The organism is Chromobacterium violaceum ATCC 12472, from assembly GCF_000007705.1.
Taxonomy (GTDB): domain Bacteria; phylum Pseudomonadota; class Gammaproteobacteria; order Burkholderiales; family Chromobacteriaceae; genus Chromobacterium; species Chromobacterium violaceum.
Genome location: NC_005085.1, coordinates 81,711 through 100,556 on the forward strand (window position 1 = coordinate 81,711; position 18,846 = coordinate 100,556).

The 18,846-nt window shown below is 65.4% G+C and carries 17 protein-coding genes; 9 read left to right on the top strand and 8 right to left on the bottom strand.

All coding sequences use genetic code 11. The features are described from left to right. Window positions 1-173 precede the first annotated feature (173 nt). Both CV_RS23740 and CV_RS00310 read left to right on the top strand, forming a co-directional pair. The gene (locus CV_RS23740; protein WP_011133626.1) at window positions 174-350 is read left to right on the top strand and encodes a hypothetical protein; all 177 of its coding nucleotides are present in this window, start codon (window positions 174-176) and stop codon (window positions 348-350) included. A 102-nt stretch (window positions 351-452) separates the two neighbouring features. Beyond that, window positions 453-1,838, top strand: a complete 1,386-nt coding sequence (locus CV_RS00310; RefSeq protein WP_011133627.1) for a radical SAM/SPASM domain-containing protein — start codon at window positions 453-455, stop codon at window positions 1,836-1,838. A 51-nt stretch (window positions 1,839-1,889) separates the two neighbouring features. Here CV_RS00310 and CV_RS00315 read toward each other — a convergent pair whose 3' ends face one another. The 3 genes from CV_RS00315 to parC are packed head-to-tail and all read right to left on the bottom strand — an operon-like array spanning window position 1,890 to window position 7,103. Then, entirely contained in the window at window positions 1,890-3,203 is a 1,314-nt protein-coding gene (locus tag CV_RS00315) for a sigma-54-dependent transcriptional regulator (protein ID WP_011133628.1), read from the bottom strand. After that, window positions 3,196-4,752: a two-component system sensor histidine kinase NtrB gene (locus tag CV_RS00320; protein ID WP_011133629.1), complete on the bottom strand. Its 1,557-nt coding sequence runs from the start codon at window positions 4,750-4,752 to the stop codon at window positions 3,196-3,198. Before CV_RS00320 ends, CV_RS00315 begins: the two co-directional genes overlap by 8 nt. After that, window positions 4,752-7,103 carry a DNA topoisomerase IV subunit A gene (gene parC / locus CV_RS00325; RefSeq protein WP_011133630.1) on the bottom strand — a complete coding sequence of 784 codons (2,352 nt, stop codon included), beginning with the start codon at window positions 7,101-7,103 and terminating at the stop codon, window positions 4,752-4,754. Before parC ends, CV_RS00320 begins: the two co-directional genes overlap by 1 nt. A gap of 98 nt (window positions 7,104-7,201) precedes the next feature. Between parC and CV_RS00330 the strand changes: the two genes are divergently transcribed. Then, the gene (locus CV_RS00330) at window positions 7,202-7,660 is read left to right on the top strand and encodes a GNAT family N-acetyltransferase (RefSeq protein ID WP_011133631.1); all 459 of its coding nucleotides are present in this window, start codon (window positions 7,202-7,204) and stop codon (window positions 7,658-7,660) included. A 72-nt stretch (window positions 7,661-7,732) separates the two neighbouring features. Here the strand turns inward: CV_RS00330 and CV_RS00335 are convergent, their stop codons facing one another. Then, entirely contained in the window at window positions 7,733-10,291 is a 2,559-nt protein-coding gene (locus CV_RS00335) for a TonB-dependent receptor plug domain-containing protein (RefSeq protein ID WP_011133632.1), read from the bottom strand. A 403-nt stretch (window positions 10,292-10,694) separates the two neighbouring features. On the opposite strand from CV_RS00335, the gene hemA reads away from it, so the two are divergent. Further along, on the top strand, window positions 10,695-11,948 hold the full coding sequence (hemA, locus tag CV_RS00340) for a glutamyl-tRNA reductase (protein WP_011133634.1): 1,254 nt from the start codon (window positions 10,695-10,697) through the stop codon (window positions 11,946-11,948). After that, complete coding sequence (gene prfA, locus CV_RS00345; protein ID WP_011133635.1) at window positions 11,948-13,024, top strand: peptide chain release factor 1; 1,077 nt, start codon at window positions 11,948-11,950, stop codon at window positions 13,022-13,024. The genes hemA and prfA overlap by 1 nt, the downstream gene beginning before the upstream one ends. 151 nt (window positions 13,025-13,175) lie before the next feature. Here prfA and CV_RS00350 read toward each other — a convergent pair whose 3' ends face one another. From CV_RS00350 to CV_RS00365, 4 genes are all read right to left on the bottom strand, one after another. Then, window positions 13,176-13,772, bottom strand: coding sequence for a c-type cytochrome (locus CV_RS00350; RefSeq protein WP_052278735.1), 597 nt, complete (start codon window positions 13,770-13,772; stop codon window positions 13,176-13,178). 77 nt (window positions 13,773-13,849) lie between these two features. After that, on the bottom strand, window positions 13,850-14,257 hold the full coding sequence (locus CV_RS00355) for a DUF6691 family protein (RefSeq protein WP_011133637.1): 408 nt from the start codon (window positions 14,255-14,257) through the stop codon (window positions 13,850-13,852). 9 nt (window positions 14,258-14,266) lie between these two features. After that, window positions 14,267-14,695 (bottom strand): YeeE/YedE family protein, encoded by a 429-nt coding sequence (locus tag CV_RS00360; protein WP_011133638.1) that lies wholly within the window; start codon window positions 14,693-14,695, stop codon window positions 14,267-14,269. Beyond that, entirely contained in the window at window positions 14,695-15,015 is a 321-nt protein-coding gene (locus CV_RS00365) for an ArsR/SmtB family transcription factor (RefSeq protein WP_011133639.1), read from the bottom strand. Before CV_RS00365 ends, CV_RS00360 begins: the two co-directional genes overlap by 1 nt. Window positions 15,016-15,123: 108 nt before the next feature. On the opposite strand from CV_RS00365, the gene CV_RS00370 reads away from it, so the two are divergent. The 4 genes from CV_RS00370 (at window position 15,124) to CV_RS00385 (ending at window position 18,600) form a co-directional block, all read left to right on the top strand. After that, complete coding sequence (locus tag CV_RS00370) at window positions 15,124-15,480, top strand: carboxymuconolactone decarboxylase family protein (protein ID WP_011133640.1); 357 nt, start codon at window positions 15,124-15,126, stop codon at window positions 15,478-15,480. An 88-nt stretch (window positions 15,481-15,568) separates the two neighbouring features. Beyond that, window positions 15,569-17,479, top strand: a complete 1,911-nt coding sequence (locus CV_RS00375; RefSeq protein WP_043595168.1) for a B12-binding domain-containing radical SAM protein — start codon at window positions 15,569-15,571, stop codon at window positions 17,477-17,479. Window positions 17,480-17,632: 153 nt separating this feature from the next. Then, the gene (locus tag CV_RS00380; protein ID WP_011133642.1) at window positions 17,633-18,283 is read left to right on the top strand and encodes an MBL fold metallo-hydrolase; all 651 of its coding nucleotides are present in this window, start codon (window positions 17,633-17,635) and stop codon (window positions 18,281-18,283) included. Next, window positions 18,283-18,600 (top strand): MGMT family protein, encoded by a 318-nt coding sequence (locus tag CV_RS00385; RefSeq protein WP_011133643.1) that lies wholly within the window; start codon window positions 18,283-18,285, stop codon window positions 18,598-18,600. Before CV_RS00380 ends, CV_RS00385 begins: the two co-directional genes overlap by 1 nt. Window positions 18,601-18,846 lie beyond the last annotated feature (246 nt).

Genomic DNA, 18,846 nt, shown 5'->3' on the forward strand with positions numbered 1-18,846 from the left:
CCCCGGCTCCGTAATTGCCCGGCTTGTTCCACCTCCCAGACCGTCCAATAGTTCATCGTCATTGATGGAAATATCCAGGCCGAAACCTCTTTACGGAGGCTCCGCGGTCCGGATACGACCGACCTGGACTTGATGTCGTGAAACTAGCAGCCCACACCACTCAGGAGATGCGCATGAAGAATCAATCTTTGCAAACGATGCTGGACGAGCTCCACGACGAGTCCCCCGACACCATCGACGAAATCGCCGACCAGGATCTGGAATTCATTTCCGGCGGACAGGTGGCGAGACAGCCGACCGAATGCCAATCCGGCTATGTCAGCTGTGGCAGCGGCTACAAGAACAATTAGCTCGGACATGAGCTGAAATGGCCCGGGCGGCCGCTGCGGAGCATGTGGAAACCGCCCGCGCTTCCGGACGCCGCCCGGCTCCGACGGTTCAGGGAGACAAGCATGCATGGCGAATACGTTCTATCCCGCTACCTGATCGCCTCGGACATCGTCAGTCCGGACCATCATCCCGATCCTTCCCGGCTGTTGTTTGCCAGCAGGACCGGCAAGTCGCTGCTGGTCAAGGAAAGGGTTTATCGGCATCTGCAGGCCGGAGAGTTCGAGCGCATCGACGCCGCCACGCTGAGGCAACTGCAATCCGACGAAGTGCTGGTCCCGCCAACGGACGACGAGTTTCTGGACATGCTGGGGAAAAACCGGCTGGCCATAAGCGAAACACGCACCCTCAGCCTGACCCTGCAGCCTACCGCCAATTGCCAGCTGGGCTGCGTGTACTGCGGCCAGCAACACGTCAAGAAAAACCTGGACGACGACACCTCCGCCCGCATCGTCGATCGCATCATGGGCACGCTCCAGCGCAAGCGCTACCAACAGCTGGCGATCAACTGGTATGGCGGCGAGCCCATCCTGGCGCTGAAGCAGATAGAAGACATGAGCGGCCGTCTGATCGAACGCTGCGAGCAGGCCGGCATCGGCTTCTTCGCCTCCATGGTCAGCAACGGGCTCAGCCTGAAGCCCGACGTCTACCTGCGGCTGCAGCGGCGTCGCGTCAACAGCTTCCAGATCACGCTCGACGGCCTGGCGCGGACCCATGACCTGATGCGGCCGGTCAAGGCCGGCGGCGGCAGCTTCGACATCATTCTGCAGAACCTGGTCGATGTGACCGCCCTGCCGGAATTCGCCGCCAACCGCACCAGCGTCACGATTCGCGTCAACATCAACCGCCGCAACCACGACAAGGTGGTCGAACTGATCGACCTGCTGGCCGACCGGGGGTTGGCGACGCGCAACGTGGGACTGGATTTCCGTCCGGTGGTGGATTGGGGAGGGAACCAGGCTGACCGGGACAGCCTGGCGGCGGCCGAATTCTCCACTCGGGAAATAGATTGGATGCTGCATGCGATCCAGCGCGGATTCCAATTCGATGGCATCCTGCCCGCCCGCACCATCGCCCCCTGCATGGTCGTCATGCCCGACGCCGAGGTCTACGACGCCTACGGCAACATCTATCCCTGTTACGAATACCCGTACACGCCGAAGTACGACTCGCCCAAATACAAGATCGGCCACATCCAGAGCATCGACCAGGTCCGCAACGACCAGGCCGTCACACGCGAGTGGTACACCGACATCCGCTCCGGCATGTCGCCCTGTCCGCGCTGCCCGCTGTTTCCGGTATGCGGCGGCGGCTGCGCCAAGCAATGGTACAATGGCGAAACCGGCTGCCCGTCGTTCAAGCTCAATCTGCCGGAACGGCTGGTGCTGGACTACTGGATGCGCAAACGGAAACGCCGGCGCGCGGCAGCGCCGGCTCCGGCGACTGTCTGAGCTCGACAGTGAAGAGACGGGCCACCTTCCGCATCCGCATGCGGCGCCGCCTCACTTCACGCCCAGCCGCTCCATCCGGTAACGCAGCGAGCGGAAGGTGACCCCCAGTTTCTTAGCGGCCTGGGTGCGGTTGTAGCGGGTGCCCTCCAGCGCCTTGACGATGGCCTCGCGCTCGACGCGGTCCAGGTAGTCCTGCAGCGGCTCGCCGCTGCCGGGCTCCGGCGCGTGCTCGGCGCAGGGCGTCAGCTGCAGGTCTTCGCGCGACAGCGCGGGCCCGGCGGCCAGCGCCACCGCCCGCTCCAGGATGTTCTCCAGCTCGCGGAAATTGCCGGGGTAGGCGTAGTCCTGCAGCGCGCGGCGGGCGTCGGCGGACAACTGCGGCGCGGACGCGCCGCCGAAGCGCTGCAGCAGCCGCTCGGCGAACAGCGGGATGTCGTCGCGCAGCTCGCGCAGCGGCGGCATTCTCAGCGGCAGCACGTTGAGGCGGTAGTACAGGTCCTGTCGGAACTGCCCGGACTCCACCCGCGCCGCCAGATCGCGGTGGGTGGCGCAGATGATGCGGGCATCGACCGCCTCTTCCTGGCTGGCACCCAGCTTGCGCACGGTCTTTTCCTGGATCGCGCGCAGCAGCTTGACCTGCATCGCCAGCGGCAGCTCGGCCACTTCGTCCAGGAACAGGGTGCCGCCCTGCGCCTGCTGGAAGAAGCCGTCGCGGTCGGCGTCCGCGCCGGTGAACGCGCCCTTGCGGCAGCCGAAGAACTCGCTCTCCATCAGGCTTTCCGGGATCGCGCCGCAGTTGACGGCGACGAAGGGCTTGTCGGCGCGCGGACCCAGCTCGTGGATCAGCCGCGCCGCCTGTTCCTTGCCGGTGCCGGACTCCCCGCCGATGTACACCGCGGCCTGGCTGCGCGACAGCTTGTCCGTCAGCCGCAGCACTTCCTGTATCGCCGGCGACTCGCCCAGCAGCCGCTGCTGGACGGCGGCGCGGACCGGCGTTTCCACCTTCAGCGCCGTCTTCACCAGGCTGCGCAGCTGGGCCAGGCTGACCGGCTTCTGCAAGTAGTCGAAAGCGCCAGCCTTCATCGCCCGCACCGCGTTGTCGGCGCTGCCGTAGGCGGTGATCACGGCGATGGGCACATCCAGCCCGGACTCGCCGATGTGGTTGACCACCTCCAAGCCCTCGCCGTCAGGCAGCCGCATATCGGTCAGCGCCAGGTCGAATCCGCCCGCGTCCAGCGCGGAACGCGCCTCGGCCACGCTGCCGGCGCATACCGGGGCGAGGCCCATTTTCAGCAAGGTCAGTTCCAGCAGTTCGCGGATGTCCGGTTCGTCGTCGACGATCAATACGCGCAGTGTCTTAGTCATAGGCCAGATGGCAGATCAGCCGGAACACGCCGCCGGGCGGGCTGTAGTCCAGCCGCGCGTCGTTGGCTTCCGCCAGCTCGCGGGCGATGTACAGCCCCAGGCCGCTGCCGGCGCTTTCCGTGGTGAAAAAGGGTTCGAACAGCCGCGCCTGGTCGGCTTCGGCCACACCCGGGCCGTCGTCGATCACGCGCAGGATCAGGTGGTTCTCGGCGATGCCGGCCTGCAGCCGCACCGAGCCGGGCCGGCGGCTGCCATGGCGCCAGGCGTTGGCCAGCAGGTTGCCCAGTATCTGGGCCAGATGGCCGCGGTCGAAGCTCAACCGGCAATCGCCGGCCAGTTCGCAGCGCACGGCGCCGGCGGCGTCCGGCTGGGCCATCGCGAACTGCTCGAGCTGCTGGGCGATGAAGGAGGCGAGCGCTATCGTTTCGCGGCGGACGCGGTCGCGCCGGCCCAGCGTCAGCACGTCCTCGACCATGCCGTTGATGCGGCGGGTATTGTCCTGGACGATGCCGAGCAGGCGCCTCCGCGCCGGATCCTCTTCATCCTCGGCCAGCAGGTCGGCCGCGTGGCGGATCGCCGACAGCGGATTGCGGATTTCATGCGCGATGTTGGCGGTGAGCCGCCCCAGCGCCGCCAGTTTCACCCGCTTGGCCTCTTCGGCCATGTCGGCCATGTCGCGCATGAACAGCACCACGCCGCGCAGCTGGCCCTCGGGCACCGGCACCGGCACCAGCCGCCCCACCATCTGGCGGCCGCGCACATTGTGTTCGACGAAAGTGGACAAGGCCGGGTAGCCGTTGTCGCGCCAGCGGCGCACCAGCGGCAGCAGCTCGGACAGCAGCTGGCCGCGCTGCAGCCGGTTGAAGTAGCGTTCGGCCTGCAGATTGAACTGGCGCAGGTGGCCGTCCTCGTCCAGCACCACCACCGCGTCGCGCTGGCTCTGCAGGATCAGTTCGTTCAGGTGGTTGAGGTTGGCGATTTCGCCGCCGCGCCGCGCCGCCAGCTCCTCCGACGCGCGCGCCATCCGGCCCAGCTGCCAGGTGGCGATGGCGGTGGCGAAACCCGCCGAGGCGAGCAGGGCGCTGTAGGGCAGGTCGGAAGGCCGGGCCCGTCCCAGCCAGTGCTCGACGCCGGAATAGCTGAACAGCGCCAGCGTGGCGATGGCGGCGTAGAACAAGGCGTAACGGCCGGAGGACAATAGCCCGGCGGCGGCGAGATAGGGCAGCAGCAAAAGGCCGAAGCCGCCGTGGACGCCATCGTTCATCGCCATCAGCCACACCATCATCGCGATGTCGGCGGCGATGGCCAGCGTCAGCTGCAGCGTGTGGCCCAGCTTGCCTTCGCGCAGCGAATACCAGACGCCTATCAGCAGCACATAGACGCCGGACCAGAGATAGAACTGCCGGCCGCCTTCGATCAGCGGCAGGCCGTCGCTGTCGGGCAGCAGCGACAGCGAAAACAGCACCAGCAGCAGCAGCGCGCGGAAGCCGTTGACGAACAACAGCGCGGCACGGGGACTGAGCGTTTGCGGCTGGGCTGTCCGGAACATCACATCGGCAACTCCCGAATCCGGCTCACCCGCCACTTCTTCGGCATCAGCTTGCCTTTCTTGGCGCGCTTGCCGGCGAACTCCTCCAGCGCCAGCTTCTCTTCCGCTTCCTTGCCGCGCACCGAGGTGGTGGACAGCAGCGCCTTGCCGCCGGCCACCAGGCCGATCGCGGTCAGCGCCGCGCCGTCGTCCAGCGCCATCAGCATCAGGCCGCGGCCCTTGGCCAGCTCCTTCAGTTCCGCCGCCGGGAAGGCCAGCAGGCGATCGCTGTCGCTGGCGGCCACCAGCTGCAGCTGCTCCAACGGCGCGGCGGGCAGCTTCACCGGCTCCAGCACCGTCTCGCTGGCATCCAGCGTGATGAAGGCCTTGCCGGCCTTCACCCGGCCCGCCATGTCGCCGATCTTGGCGATGAAGCCGTAACCGCCGCTGCCGGCCACCACGAAGCGGTCTTCGTCGCGGCCTGAGATCAGCTGCGCCGGCTTGGCGCCGTCCTGCAGGTCCACCAGAGACGCCACCGGCACGCCGTCGCCGCGGCCGGTCGGCACCGTGGCCGGGTCTATGGTGTAGGCACGACCGTTGTGGTCGAGCACGATGGCGTTCCACACGGTGCGCGTCTCCACCACCGCCGCCAGCCCGTCGCCGTCCTTGAAGCTCAGCGTCTCCAGCTCGACATTGTGGCCGACGCGGGCGCGGATCCAGCCCTTCTGCGACAGGATCAGCGTTACCGGCTCGTCGGCGGTGGTCTGGGTCAGCACCGCGCGCTCGGCGGCCTTGATCTCGGTGCGGCGCTTGTCGCCGTACTTGGCCGCGTCGGCCTGGATCTCGTCGCGGATCAGGCGAGTCAAGGCGTCCGGCGTATCCAGGACGTGGCGCAGGCCCTCGCGCTCCTCGCGCAGCTCGGACAGCTCCTTCTCCAGCTTGAAACCTTCCAGCCGCGCCAGTTGGCGCAGGCGGATTTCCAGGATGTCCTCGGCCTGGATCTCGGTCAGGCCGAAGGCCTTGATCAGATCCGGCTTGGGCTCGTCCGACTCGCGGATCACGCGGATCACTTCATCGATGTGGATGAAGGCGATCATCCGGCCTTCCAGGATGTGGATGCGCTTGTCCACCTGGGCCAGGCGGTGCGCCAGCCGGCGGGTGACGGTGGTGCGGCGGAAATCAATCCATTCCGTGAGGATGGGCTTCAGGCCCTTCTGCCCCGGGCGGCCGTCCAGGCCTATCATCACCAGGTTCAGCGAGGCGTTGCCCTCCAGACTGGTCTGCGCCAGCAGGATGTTCATGAACTCGTCCGGATCCTGGCGGCTGGACTTGGGCTCGAACACCAGCCGCACCGGGCTTTCGCTGTCGGATTCGTCGCGGACGCGGTCCAGCAGGTCCAGCATCAGCTTCTTCAGGTTCTGCTGGTCCTGCGACAACTGCTTCTTGCCAGCCTTCAGCTTGGGGTTGGTCGCTTCTTCGATCTCCGCCAGCACCTTCTGCGCGGACGAGCCGGGCGGCAGCTCGGTGACGATGGCGCGCCATTGGCCGCGCGCCAGCTTTTCCACCTCCCACTTGGCGCGCACCCGCACGCTGCCCTTGCCGGTTTCATAGGCGGACAGGATGTCGGCGACCGGCGTGATGATCTGGCCGCCGCCGGGGAAGTCCGGCCCGGGCACGTATTGCATCAGCGCGGCGGTATCCAGTTCCGGATCGTCCAGCAGCGCGACGCAGGCGGCGGCCACCTCGGTCAGGTTGTGCGGCGGGATCTCCGTCGCCAGGCCGACGGCGATGCCGGACGCGCCGTTGAGCAGCACCATCGGCAACCGCGCCGGCAGCAGCGACGGCTCTTCGAAAGCGCCGTCGTAATTGGGGACGAAGTCCACCGTGCCCATGTCGATCTCGGACAGCAGGAGCTCGGCGATCGGCGTCAGCCGCGCCTCGGTGTAACGCATCGCCGCCGCGCCGTCGCCGTCGCGCGAGCCGAAGTTGCCCTGGCCGTCTATCAGCGGGTAGCGCAGCGTGAAGTCCTGCGCCATCCGCACCAGCGCCTCGTAGGCCGAGCTGTCGCCGTGCGGATGGTATTTGCCGAGGATTTCGCCGACCACGCGCGCCGACTTCACCGGCTTGGCGCCGTGGACCAGGCCCATGTCGCGCATCGCGTACAGGATGCGGCGCTGCACCGGCTTCTGGCCATCAGCCACCTCCGGCAGCGCGCGGCCCTTGACCACGCTCATCGCGTATTCCAGGTAGGCGCGCTCGGCGTACAGGTCCAGCGGGATCCAGTCGCCGCTGGCGGCTTCCGGCGCGGCCGGGGGCGGCGGCGTGAGGTCGCCGGCCGGGGCCGGCGAGTCGAAGAGATCGTGGTCGCTCATATATAAATGCTAGTGTCTTGATCTGGATGGCGGCGCGCGTTCGGGCGGAATGCTATAGCAACGCTGACGACCGTGCCGGTAATGGGAGGGATTCTACTATGGCAAACAGGATAGCGTGGCACTGCCACGATTTCGACGGTTTCACGCCGCTCGCGCTGTACCAGGCGCTACAGCTGCGCGACCGGGTGTTCGTGGTGGAACAGCGGTCGATCTACGGCGACGTGGACGGCGTGGACACCCGCTGCCTGCACCTGTCCGGCCGCGACGACGGCGGCCGGCTGCTCGCCTACGCCCGGCTGATCGCGCCAGGCGACAAATACCCCGACGCCGCCGCCATCGGCCGGGTGGTGGTGGCGCCGGAAGCGCGCGGCCAGGGCCTGGGCAAGGCGCTGATGGCGCAGGCGGTGGCCCAGTGCCAGATCCACTTTCCCGGCAAGCCCGTCATGCTGTCGGCACAGGTCGACGCCTGCGCGCTGTATCAGTCGCTCGGCTTCAAGCCGGTGTCGGCGCCGTACGACGACGGCGGGATTCCGCATGTGGACATGAGGCGGGAGTGAACGCCGCGGCGCCATGAAAAACGGACAACCGCAGGTTGTCCGTTTCGTCTTTCATCGATAGATGAAGCCAGCTTACATCTTGTACGCACCCTTCAGGAAGAAGCTGCGGCCCGTCGGATCGACCAGACGCGGGTCATAATTCATCTGGGTGGTGCGGGTTTGTTGATTGGAGAACGGCGGCTCCTGATCGAACAGATTCTTGACCCCTGCGGTAAATGTCAGCTGCTTGTTCCAAGCGTACGAAGCCGACAAATTCCAAGTGGAGTAAGGCTTAACCAGATGATTCTCTTTCTTCGGATTTTCATCTGTATAACCAGATTTGTAGTTTTGTGACAGGATAGCGCTCCAAGGACCATACATCCAGTTCAATGTCAGATTATGCTGCCAACGGAAAGTCGGGCCTCCATCCTTGAAGGTGCCCAGATTGCTGAAGTAATCACCGTTTTTCTCACGCTGATACTCATACTTCGCCAGATAAGTGCCATCCAGGCCAGCGGTGAAGACGCCGAATGATGTTTTCGGCAGGATCCAACTCAAGCGCAGGTCAACACCGGACGCGCTCAGATTACCCAGGTTCGAGTAATCATCGACAAGGTAGGATAAATTTCCATTCGCATCGCGAACGTAGCGATCCGCATACAGGGCTGGATTATTGATGATCAGCGATTCATCCAGAACGCTGATTTGGTCCTTGATCATCGTCCACCACAAGTCGGCACTGGCGGTGAAATCCTTGGTCGGTTCGATCACCATGCCGAAAGACAAGGACGAGGATTTCTCCGGCTGCAGGTTCTTGTTGCCCGCGATGCGCTTGTTGCGTTGCATCTCGGTACAAGCATCGCCGTTGGTGCCCGGCAAGGGCGCGCCGTTCACGCAAGCTCCCGTATCTTTGAATGGCTTGCCGGTCAGTTGCAGTTGGTTTGGCCGATAGATGTTGTATAGCGACGGAGCCCGGAAACCAGTACTCGCCGAACCGCGGAACATCACTTTGGGATCCGGCTGGAATTTGAAAGCCACCTTGGGATTCAGCGAGCTTTCGGTGTCGCTGTAATGGTCATAACGGGCCGCCAGCTGAACATCCAGCGTCTTCAATACCGGAATGTCGGCCTCTCCATAGAAGGCATAAGCCGAACGGCTCCCCATTGAATCTTCCGTCTTGTCCTGCCCCGTGCTGAGCGCGTCGCGAGTAACCGACTTGTTGTAAATGGTGCTCAGGCTTTCATGACGAACCTCCGCGCCTAACGCGACGCCAAGCTTGCCGGCCGGCAAATCGAACAGCTCCTTGCTGACCTTGGCATCTGCCATGTCTATGGTCGACTTGGCCTCCTTGGTTTGACCGGTCATGCTTACCGAACGCCAAGCAGCCAGATTATTGCTGCTGAGATCAAACGGATCGAGCGCACCGCTGTCGATCGCCGATTGCATTTTACTTTTGCTGATGTAACCCGAGGTCAAATTCTCTTTGATCAGGTTTTCAGAACGCCCAATGCCTGCCCGGTAATCCCAGCCGGCCACCAAGCCTTCCAGATTCAGCATCAGACGCTGGGTGACGGAGTTAGCCTCCGTTTCACGATTGCCCAGTGGCACCGCTCGAACATACAACTGATCTCGCTGACTTGGGTCAGTTAGATTCGCGCGGGTTACATCTCCTGCCGTCGGCAGTGGCGCATTTTGCGCGGTAGTGATAGTTTCCGTTCGCGTGTACTGCAGCGACAGCTCATGATCATCGCCAATCCGCTTGGTCGCCTTGAAGACCCCGGAGATTTGCTCAACCTCAGGCACGATGCTTGGATAAAGCGGGAAGTATTCCCGACAGCGGCCATTGACGAATTGGGAATACGGCGGACGACAGTTGGGCGCAGACGGTTGAACGTATTTCTTCTTCACGCTGTCGTAATAACTGCCCGGCCAAGCATTGACGCTGGGTACAGTGTCGGTTTGCGGCGTAATGGTGCTGGCAAAACCGCGCTGGCTCGCCATGATCATGTCCTGCTTCAGATAATCAACGGCACCGTAGACATTGAATCCATCCTTGGCAAGATCGCCGATACCATAGGACGCATTGACGCGCTTCTCATCGCCGCCTCCGTGCTGGGGATTCGCGAAGCTTCCACCGATGCTGAAACCCTTCATGCTCTTCTTGGTGATGAAGTTCATCACGCCACCGATGGCATCGGTTCCATAAATAGCGGAAGCCCCATCCAGCAGCACTTCCACTCTATCGATGACGGATAACGGAATGGCGTTAAGGTCGGCTGAAGTGCCATCAATCGCTTGGTTGGCCATGCGACGGCCATCCAGCAAAACCAGCGTGTACTGGTTACCCAGACCACGCAGGCTGGCGAAGGAACCGCCACCTGAGGATGCGCCGACTGCGGACGAAGAACCTTGCGTGGACTGGTTGGCAGCGATGCTGTTGACTACTTGCTCGACCGTGGTCAGACCCTGTTTGGCTAGATCTTCGGTCTTCAGGATGGTGACCGGCAGCGCTTTTTCCTGCTTGATGCTGCGCTTGATGTTGGAACCGGTGATCGTCACCCGTTCCAGTTGGTTGTCGTCCGCGGCATGCGCGAAGCCGCTGCCCAGCAGGCCGATCGCGGCGATCGCCTGGGCCAGAGTCTTGACTCTCATCTCGTTTCCCTTTGTTCATCACGGTGTTTGCGCTGCGTGGGCGCAAATCTGTGCCGTCGCTGTCACATGGCTGCAACACTGCGGCAAGGAATGAAAATGGCATCAAAACATGTCAACGGCAAATAGTTTGCCCGTCCGGCTCATATTCAGAAAACTCGCAGGCTGCGTCCGCCTTTGTTAATCCATTGATGACAATTGTGTTTTTCTATTAACGACATCTCGCTTCTCACGTGCCAACTGTGTCAACAAAACAACAAGTTGTCATGATCCACGCTCATGGCCCAATCATTCCGATCAGGCGTCCGCTTCGCATCATCCAAACCCATGTCCCGGCCACGCCTAGCGGGACGGCATCGGCGAGTTAGGCTAAAATGTCCTGTTTTCGTCTGCGGCGTTTCCGCCCATGCATCTGCTTGCCTTCGGACTCAACCATCACACCGCACCGCTGTCGATACGGGAAAAACTGGCCTTCCCGGCCGAAACCCTGCCGCGCGCGCTGGAAAGTCTGCTGGCCTCGCAGGCTGCGCGGGAGGCGGCCATCGTCTCCACCTGCAACCGCACCGAGATCTACTGCAGCAGTCCGGACCCCCATGCCGCGCTGGACTGGCTGTGCCAGTTCCACGGCCTGAGCCGGGCCGAGCTGGAGCCCTACCTGTACCGGCTGGAAGCGTCCCAGGCCGCGCGCCACGCCTTCCGCGTCGCGTCCGGGCTGGACTCCATGGTGCTGGGCGAAACCCAGATCCTGGGGCAGTTGAAGGACGCGGTGCGCAGCGCCGAGCACGCCGGCGCGCTGGGCACGCTGCTGAACGGCCTGTTCCAGCGCACCTTCGCAGTGGCCAAGGAGGTGCGCTCCAGCACCGCGGTCGGCGCCAGCTCGGTGTCGATGTCGGCGGCGGCGGTGAAACTGGCCGAGCAGATTTTCCCGTCGGTGGCCGAACTGAACGTGCTGTTCGTCGGCGCCGGCGAGATGATAGAGCTGGTGGCCACCCACTTCGCCGCGCGCAACCCGTCCTGTATCACCGTGGCCAACCGCACGCTGGAGCGCGGCCAGCGGCTGGCCGAGCAGTTCGGCGGTAACGCGATCACGCTGGCCGAGCTGCCGGAATCGCTGGCGCGCTACGACGTGGTGGTCACCTCCACCGCCAGCCAGCTGCCCATCATCGGCAAGGGCATGGTGGAGCGGGCGATCAAGGCGCGCCGCCACCGCCCGATGTTCATGCTGGACCTGGCCGTGCCGCGCGACGTCGAGCTGGAGGTCGGCAAGCTGGACGACGTGTTCCTGTACAGCGTCGACGACATCGCCGGCATCGTCGAGGTGGGCAAGGAAGCGCGGCAGAACGCCGCCGAGGAAGCCGAGACCATCATCCAGGCGCGCGTCGCCGAATTCACCGACTGGCTGAAGAAACGCGAGACGGTGCCGCTGATCCGCGCGCTGCGCGACGAGGCCGACCGCGCGCGCCGCCATGCGCTGGAAGGCGCGCTGAAACAGCTGGCGCGCGGCGACGCGCCGGAAAAAGTGCTGGAGGCCCTGTCCGTCCAGCTGACCAACAAACTGATGCACCCGCCGACCCAGGCCCTGTCCTCGGGCAGCGGCGCGGAGCATGACGCGCAGGTGCAAGCCATCGCGCGGCTTTACCGTTTACACCCGGAGTCGTAATGAAAGCGTCTATCGCGGCCAGGCTCGCCCAGCTGGCCGACCGCCTGGAAGAGGTGACCCACCTGCTTGCCAGCGAAACGGCTACCCAGGACATGGAAGCCTTTAAAAAACTTACCCGCGAGCACGCCGAGCTGACGCCGGTGGTGGAGACTTTCTCCGCCTACCGGCAGTGCGAGGGCGACATCGCCGCGGCGGAAGACATGCTGGCCGATCCGGAGATGAAGGAATTCGCCCAGGCGGAAATCGCCGAAGGCAAGGACAAGCTGGAAGCGCTGGACCTGGAGCTGCAGAAGCTGCTGCTGCCCAAGGACCCCAACGACGACAAGAACATCTTCCTGGAAATCCGCGCCGGCACCGGCGGCGACGAGGCGGCGCTGTTCGCCGCCGACCTGCTGCGCATGTACACCCGCTACGCCGAACGCAATCGCTGGCAGGTGGAAATCGTCTCCGCCAGCGAGTCCGACCTCGGCGGCTACAAGGAAGTGATCGTCCGCCTGGTGGGCCAGGGCGCGTACTCGCGGCTGAAATTCGAATCGGGCGGCCACCGCGTGCAGCGCGTGCCGGCCACCGAGACCCAAGGCCGCATCCACACCTCCGCCTGCACGGTGGCGGTGATGGCCGAGGCCGACGAGATCGCCGAAGTGGTGCTGAACCCGGCCGACCTGCGCATCGACACCTTCAGGGCCAGCGGCGCCGGCGGCCAGCACATCAACAAGACCGACTCGGCGGTGCGCATCACCCATATTCCGACGGGGATTGTGGCGGAGTGTCAGGACGGCCGCTCGCAGCACGCCAACAAGGCCAGCGCGATGCAGGTGCTGGCGGCGCGCATCTACGACATCCAGCTGCGCGAGAAGAACCAGAAGGAAGCGGCCGAGCGCAAGAGCCTGATCGGCTCCGGCGACCGCTCCGAGCGCATCCGCACCTACAACTACCCGCAAGGCCGCATCACCGACCACCGCATCAATCTGACGCTGTACAAGCTGGATTACGTGATGGATGGCGACCTGGCCGAGCTGACCGACGCGCTGATCGCCGAACAGCAGGCGGAACTGCTGGCGGCGCTGGGCGACTGAACGGATTGCCTGCCGCCATTGTCGGCGTTAGAATCATCGCCTGAAAAAGACGGGCCGCGCGCGCGGACCGTGTCCATCCGGACAGCCGTGCCGGACGGACTTTTTTCTCCGAAACTTGGGGCCACCTTGCGTGGCCTTTTCTTTTGCCCGGCTACAGCGTGGCCAGGTAAGCCAGCAAGGCCTGGATATCGTCGGCGCTCATCGTCTTCAGGATTTCCTGCATCTCCATCGCCGCATCCGGCTGCGGCGCGTCCGACACCCGCATGCGCCGGGCCAGGTAGGCCGGCAGCTGCCCGGCCAGCCCGGGCGCGGCGCTGCCGCCCTCGCCGCGGTCGCCATGACAGGAAAAGCAGGGCGGCGTGCCCACTGCCAGATTGCCCTCGGCGTACAACTTGCGCCCGGCGGCCAGCAAGGCCGGATCGCCGCTCGCCGCCGGCTTTGGCCGCGCCGGCCGCCGCGCGGCGAAATACGCGGCCAGCGCCTTGACCTCATCCTCCCTGGCCAATGCGGCCAAGGCCGCGGCGTGGGCGCCGCCGTCGGCGCGCTGGCCCAGGCGGAAGGCCTGCAGCTGCTGGGCGATGTAGCCGGCCTGCTGTCCGGCCAGCCTCGGCGCCGGCCCCGGGCCATTGCCGTCCGCGCCATGGCAGCTGGCGCACCACTGCCGGGCCTGTTGCGCCGGCTCGGCCCCCGCCGGCGCGCCCGCCAGCATCCCCGATCCCAACAGCGCGATGCCTATCCAAAACTTCATGGCCGCCTCCATTCGAATGACATGAAGAGGAATATAGATCGCCGCGCCCCGTGTTGCCCATGCCTTTGCGGCGGCATTCACCTCGCGCTGACGCGATGGACCCACATCCCGGCCAGCATCGCCGCCAGGAACAGCAGGCCGGACGGCAAGCCGCTGCCCGCCAGCACCAGCGCCGGCCCCGGACACACGCCGGCCAGCCCCCAGCCGGTGCCGAAGACCAGGCTGCCCAGCAGCAGGCGGCGGTCCACGCCGCGCGCGGCCGGCAGCTGCATCGCCTCGCCCAGCCACGCGCGCTCGCGCCGTTTCGCCACGGCGAAGGCCGGCAGCGCCGCGGCGACGGCGCCCGCCATCACCAGCGCCAGCGACGGGTCCCAGCGGCCCGCCAGGTCCAGGAAACCCAGCACTTTGGCCGGATTGGCCATGCCGGCCACGATCAGGCCGATGCCGAACATCAGCCCTGCAAGAAAAGCGCTGACAAGCTTCATCTCGTTCTCCTAGCCTATCCAGTGCCGCGTCAGCCACGCCGCGGCGAAGCCGGCGGCCATGAAGGCCAGGGTCGCCGCCAGCGAGCGCGGCGACAGCCGCGCCAGCCCGCACACGCCGTGGCCGCTGGTGCAGCCCGAGCCCAGGCGGCTGCCGTAGCCGACCAACAGGCCGGCGGCGATCAGCAGCCCCCACCTGTCGTCCAGCTGGACGTCCGGCGGCGCGGCGAACAGCCGGTACAGCCACGGCGACAACGCTAGACCGGCGACGAAGGCCAGCCGCCAGCCCTTGTCGCCGCCCGGCGAGAGCAGATGGCCGACGATGCCGCTGATGCCGGCCACGCGGCCGTTGAACAGGATCAGCCAGGCGGCGGCGAGGCCTATCAGCGCGCCGCCGGCCAGCGCGCTCCATGGCGTGAAATGGCTCCAGTCTATGATCATCAGGCGTCCTCCCCGGGACAGAAGCGTTGGTACAAGGTGGCCAGCACCGCCAGCGCGTTGGCGTCCGCCACCGAGTAATAGATGCGCTTGCCGTCGCGGCGGGTGGCCACCAGGCCCTCGCCGCGCAGCACGCCCAGCTGCTGCGACAGCGTCGGCTGGCGGATGCCCACCGCGTCTTCCAGCTCGCCCACCGACCGCTCCCCCTGGCTGAGCTGGCACAGCAGCAGCAGGCGGTCTTCGTTGGCCAGCGCGCGCAGCAGGCCGCAGGCCTGGCCGGCGGCGGCGCGCATCTGGGCGAGGCTGGGTGAAGTTTGATTCATGTCGGACTCTCTTGCGGAACGGCTTGACTTCAATATATCAATTGATATTATATAAATCAATAAACTATTTGGCGGATCGCCGCCCCACCTTGATAGGGAGTCCCGAGCATGAGCAACGAAGTCAACTACCCGGAACTGACCCACGCCATCTCCAAACACTTGGCCACGCTGCGCGCCGACGTGCCCGAGGTGATGCAGGGCTTCAACGACATGGCCCGCGCCGCCACCCGCGACGGCGCGCTGGACAAGAAGACCAAGGAGCTGATCGCGCTGGCGCTGGGCGTGGCCGCGCGCTGCGACGGCTGCCTGGGCTTCCACGCCCAGGCATTGGTCAAGCTGGGCGCCAGCAAGACGGAAGTGGAAGAAGCGCTGGCGATGGCGGTCTACATGGGCGGCGGCCCGTCGCTGATGTATTCCGCCCACGCTTTGGCCGCCTTCGAGCAGTTCAGCGCCAAGACCGCCTAGTCTCGCATCGTCCGCTGTGGGACAATTCTTCATGGCCGGGCGCAAGCCCGGCTATGCTTTTTGAACCACCGCCTGGATTTCACGCACCATGTCTGCCAGCTCCCTGCGCGCGCTGTCGCTCATCCCGCCGATGACGCAGCTGAACACGCCTTACCCCTCCACCGCCTACCTGACCGGCTTCCTGCGCTCGCGCGGCGTGGCCGCGTTCCAGGAGGATCTGGCGCTGGCGCTGGTGCTGCGGCTGTTCTCCAAAGCCGGCCTGGCCACGCTGCGCGAGCACGTGCAGCGCATCCCGATGCGCCAGCGCACCGACTGCATGATGCAGTTCGACATCTCCTACGAGCGCTACGCCGCGACGGTGGACGCGGTGATCGGCTTTTTGCAGGGCCGCGACGCCACGCTGTCCTACCGCATCGCCGGCCGCAACTACCTGCCGGAAGGCCCGCGCTTCGCGTCGCTGGACGTGTACGTGGATCCGGACGACCCGGACGGCGGCGACCCGCTGGCCTGGGCCTTCGGCGCGCTGGGCACCCAAGACCGCGCCCGCCACCTGGCCACGCTGTACCTGAACGATATCGCCGACGTGCTGCGCGAGGCGGTGGACCCGCGCTTCGAGTTCGTCCGCTACGCCGAATCGCTGGCGCTGTCGCAACCCACCTTCGAACCCTTGGCCAAGGCGCTGGCGGCCGAGCCCAACTGGGTGGACGACACGCTGGCCGCGCTCGCGCGCGAGGCGGTGGAGAAGCACCAGCCGCAGCTGGTGCTGATCTCGGTGCCCTTCCCCGGCGCGGTTTACGCGGCCTTCCGCATCGCCCAGACCATCAAGCGCCAATGGCCGGACATCAAGATCTGCCTCGGCGGCGGCTACGTCAACACCGAGCTGCGCGAGCTGGCCGAGCCGCGCGTGTTCGACTACTTCGACTACGTGACGCTGGACGACGGCGAGAAGCCGCTGCTGGCGCTGATGGAGCATCTCGAAGGCAAGCGCGGCGTCAGCCGGCTGGCGCGCACCTTCCTGCGCCAGGACGGCGCGGTGCGCTATGTGAACCTGCAGGAAGCCGACGTGCCGTTCTCCGAGGTCGGCACGCCCACCTGGGACGGCCTGCCGATAGACCGCTACCTGTCGCTGCTGGACATGCTGAACCCGATGCACCGGCTGTGGAGCGACGGCCGCTGGAACAAGCTGACCATCGCCCACGGCTGCTACTGGAAAAAGTGCAGCTTCTGCGACGTGACGCTGGACTACATCTCACGCTATGAGACGGCGTCGGCCGAGCTGTTGGTGGACCGCATCGAGGCCATCATCGCCGAAACCGGCCAGACCGGCTTCCACTTCGTCGACGAAGCCGCGCCGCCCAAGATGCTGAAGGCGCTGGCCGAAGAGCTGCTGCGGCGCAAGGTGTCCATCTCCTGGTGGGGCAATATCCGCTTCGAGAAGTCGTTCACGCCGGAATTGGCGCAGCTGTTGGCCGAATCCGGCTGCATCGCCATCTCCGGCGGCCTGGAGGTCGCGTCGGACCGCCTGCTCAAGCTGATGAAGAAGGGCGTGTCGGTGGAGCAGGTGGCGCGCGTCACCCACGGCTTCGCCGAGGCCGGCATCCTGGTGCACGCCTACCTGATGTACGGTTTCCCGACGCAGACGGTGCAGGACACGGTGGACGCGCTGGAATACGTGCGCCAGCTGTTCGACCACGGCTGCATCCAGTCCGGCTTCTTCCACCGCTTCGCCTGCACCGTGCATTCGCCGGTGGGACAGAATCCGGAAGAATACGGCGTCAAGCTGGTGCCGCTGCCCAAAGGCGACTTCGCCAAGAACGACGTCGGCTTCATCGACCCCACCGGCACCGACCACGAGCTGATGGGCCGCGGGCTGAACAAGGCCTTGTACAACTTCATGCACGGCATCGGCCTGGATGGCGACGTGCGCGGCTGGTTCGACGTGCGCGTCCCCAAGCCCAAGGTGCCGCGCCAGTTCATCGAGCGGGCGCTGTATTCGTAGGGTGGAAGCCCCAACGGGGCGTTCCGCCATCTACTGCTGATAATACTTAGGCGGAACGCCCGGCCAAGGCCGGGCTTCCGCCCTACGCCCCTCCCCAAAGCCCCTAGGCCATGACAAAATGTCCGATTACGACTTTTGTCCGCGAGCATAGCCATGGCCCTGAAATACCACGTGATCCCGGTCACCCCGTTCGCCCAGAACTGCAGCGTGCTGTGGTGCGACGCCAGCCGCAAGGCCGCCGTCGTCGACGCCGGCGGCGACATCGAACGCATCCAGGCTTGGGTGGACGGCCAGGGCCTGACGGTGGAAAAACTGCTGCTGACCCACGGCCACATCGACCACGCCGGCGGCGCCGCCAGGCTGGCGGAAAAGCTGGGCGTCTCGATCGAGGGCCCGCAGCGCGCGGAGCGCTTCTGGCTGGACCAGCTGCCGACCCAGGGCCAGATGTTCGGCTTCCCGCGCAGCGAGCCGCTGACGCCGCAGCGCTGGCTGGAAGAGGGCGACACCGTCACCGTCGGCCAGGAAACGCTGGACGTGATCCATTGCCCCGGCCACACCCCGGGCCACGTGGTGTTCCATAGCCCGGCCGCCAAGGTGCTGGTGGCCGGCGACGTGCTGTTCCAGGGCTCGATCGGCCGCACCGACTTCCCCATGGGCAACCACCAGCAGCTGATAGACGCGATCCAGCAAAAGCTGTTCGTGCTGCCCGACGACACCGTGGTCATCCCCGGCCACGGCCCGTTCACCACCATAGGCGCGGAGAAGCGCGGCAATCCCTACGTCGCCGACCCGCGCTACCGCTGATGCCGCCCGAATTCGCCCGCCGCGTGCTGGCGCTGCTGGCCGAGGTGCCGCCCGGCCGCGTCACCACCTACGGCACGCTGGCCGAACTGGCCGGCTACCCGCGCCACTCGCGCCACGTCGGCCATCTGCTCGGCAACCTGCCGGAAGGCGTGACCGCGCCCTGGCACCGGGTGCTGGGCGCCGGCGGCAGGCCGTCGCGGCCGGGCAGCCACCACGCCGACTGGCAAAGGCTGCTGCTGGAGGAGGAAGGGGTGGAATTCAATGCCAGCGGCAAGGTGGATCTGCGGATTTTCGGCTGGCCCGGCCAGATGGTTTGACCTGAAGCAAGCCAGAAACCGGCGCGCACTCAGATACTTATCTCCACGTGGAGATATTTCCATGTGGCATTATGGCGACAGGATGTAACGCTTCTGTCATTTTGTTACAACATCTCAATGTTTCTTTGCAGAAAAGCGACAGATAGGTGACAAATTGTTTGCATACGTCCCTTTCTACGTCTAATCTGCGCGCGCTCGCCGACAGCCTGTCGGATGATTACTACACGAAAATAGTCTGGTGAAACA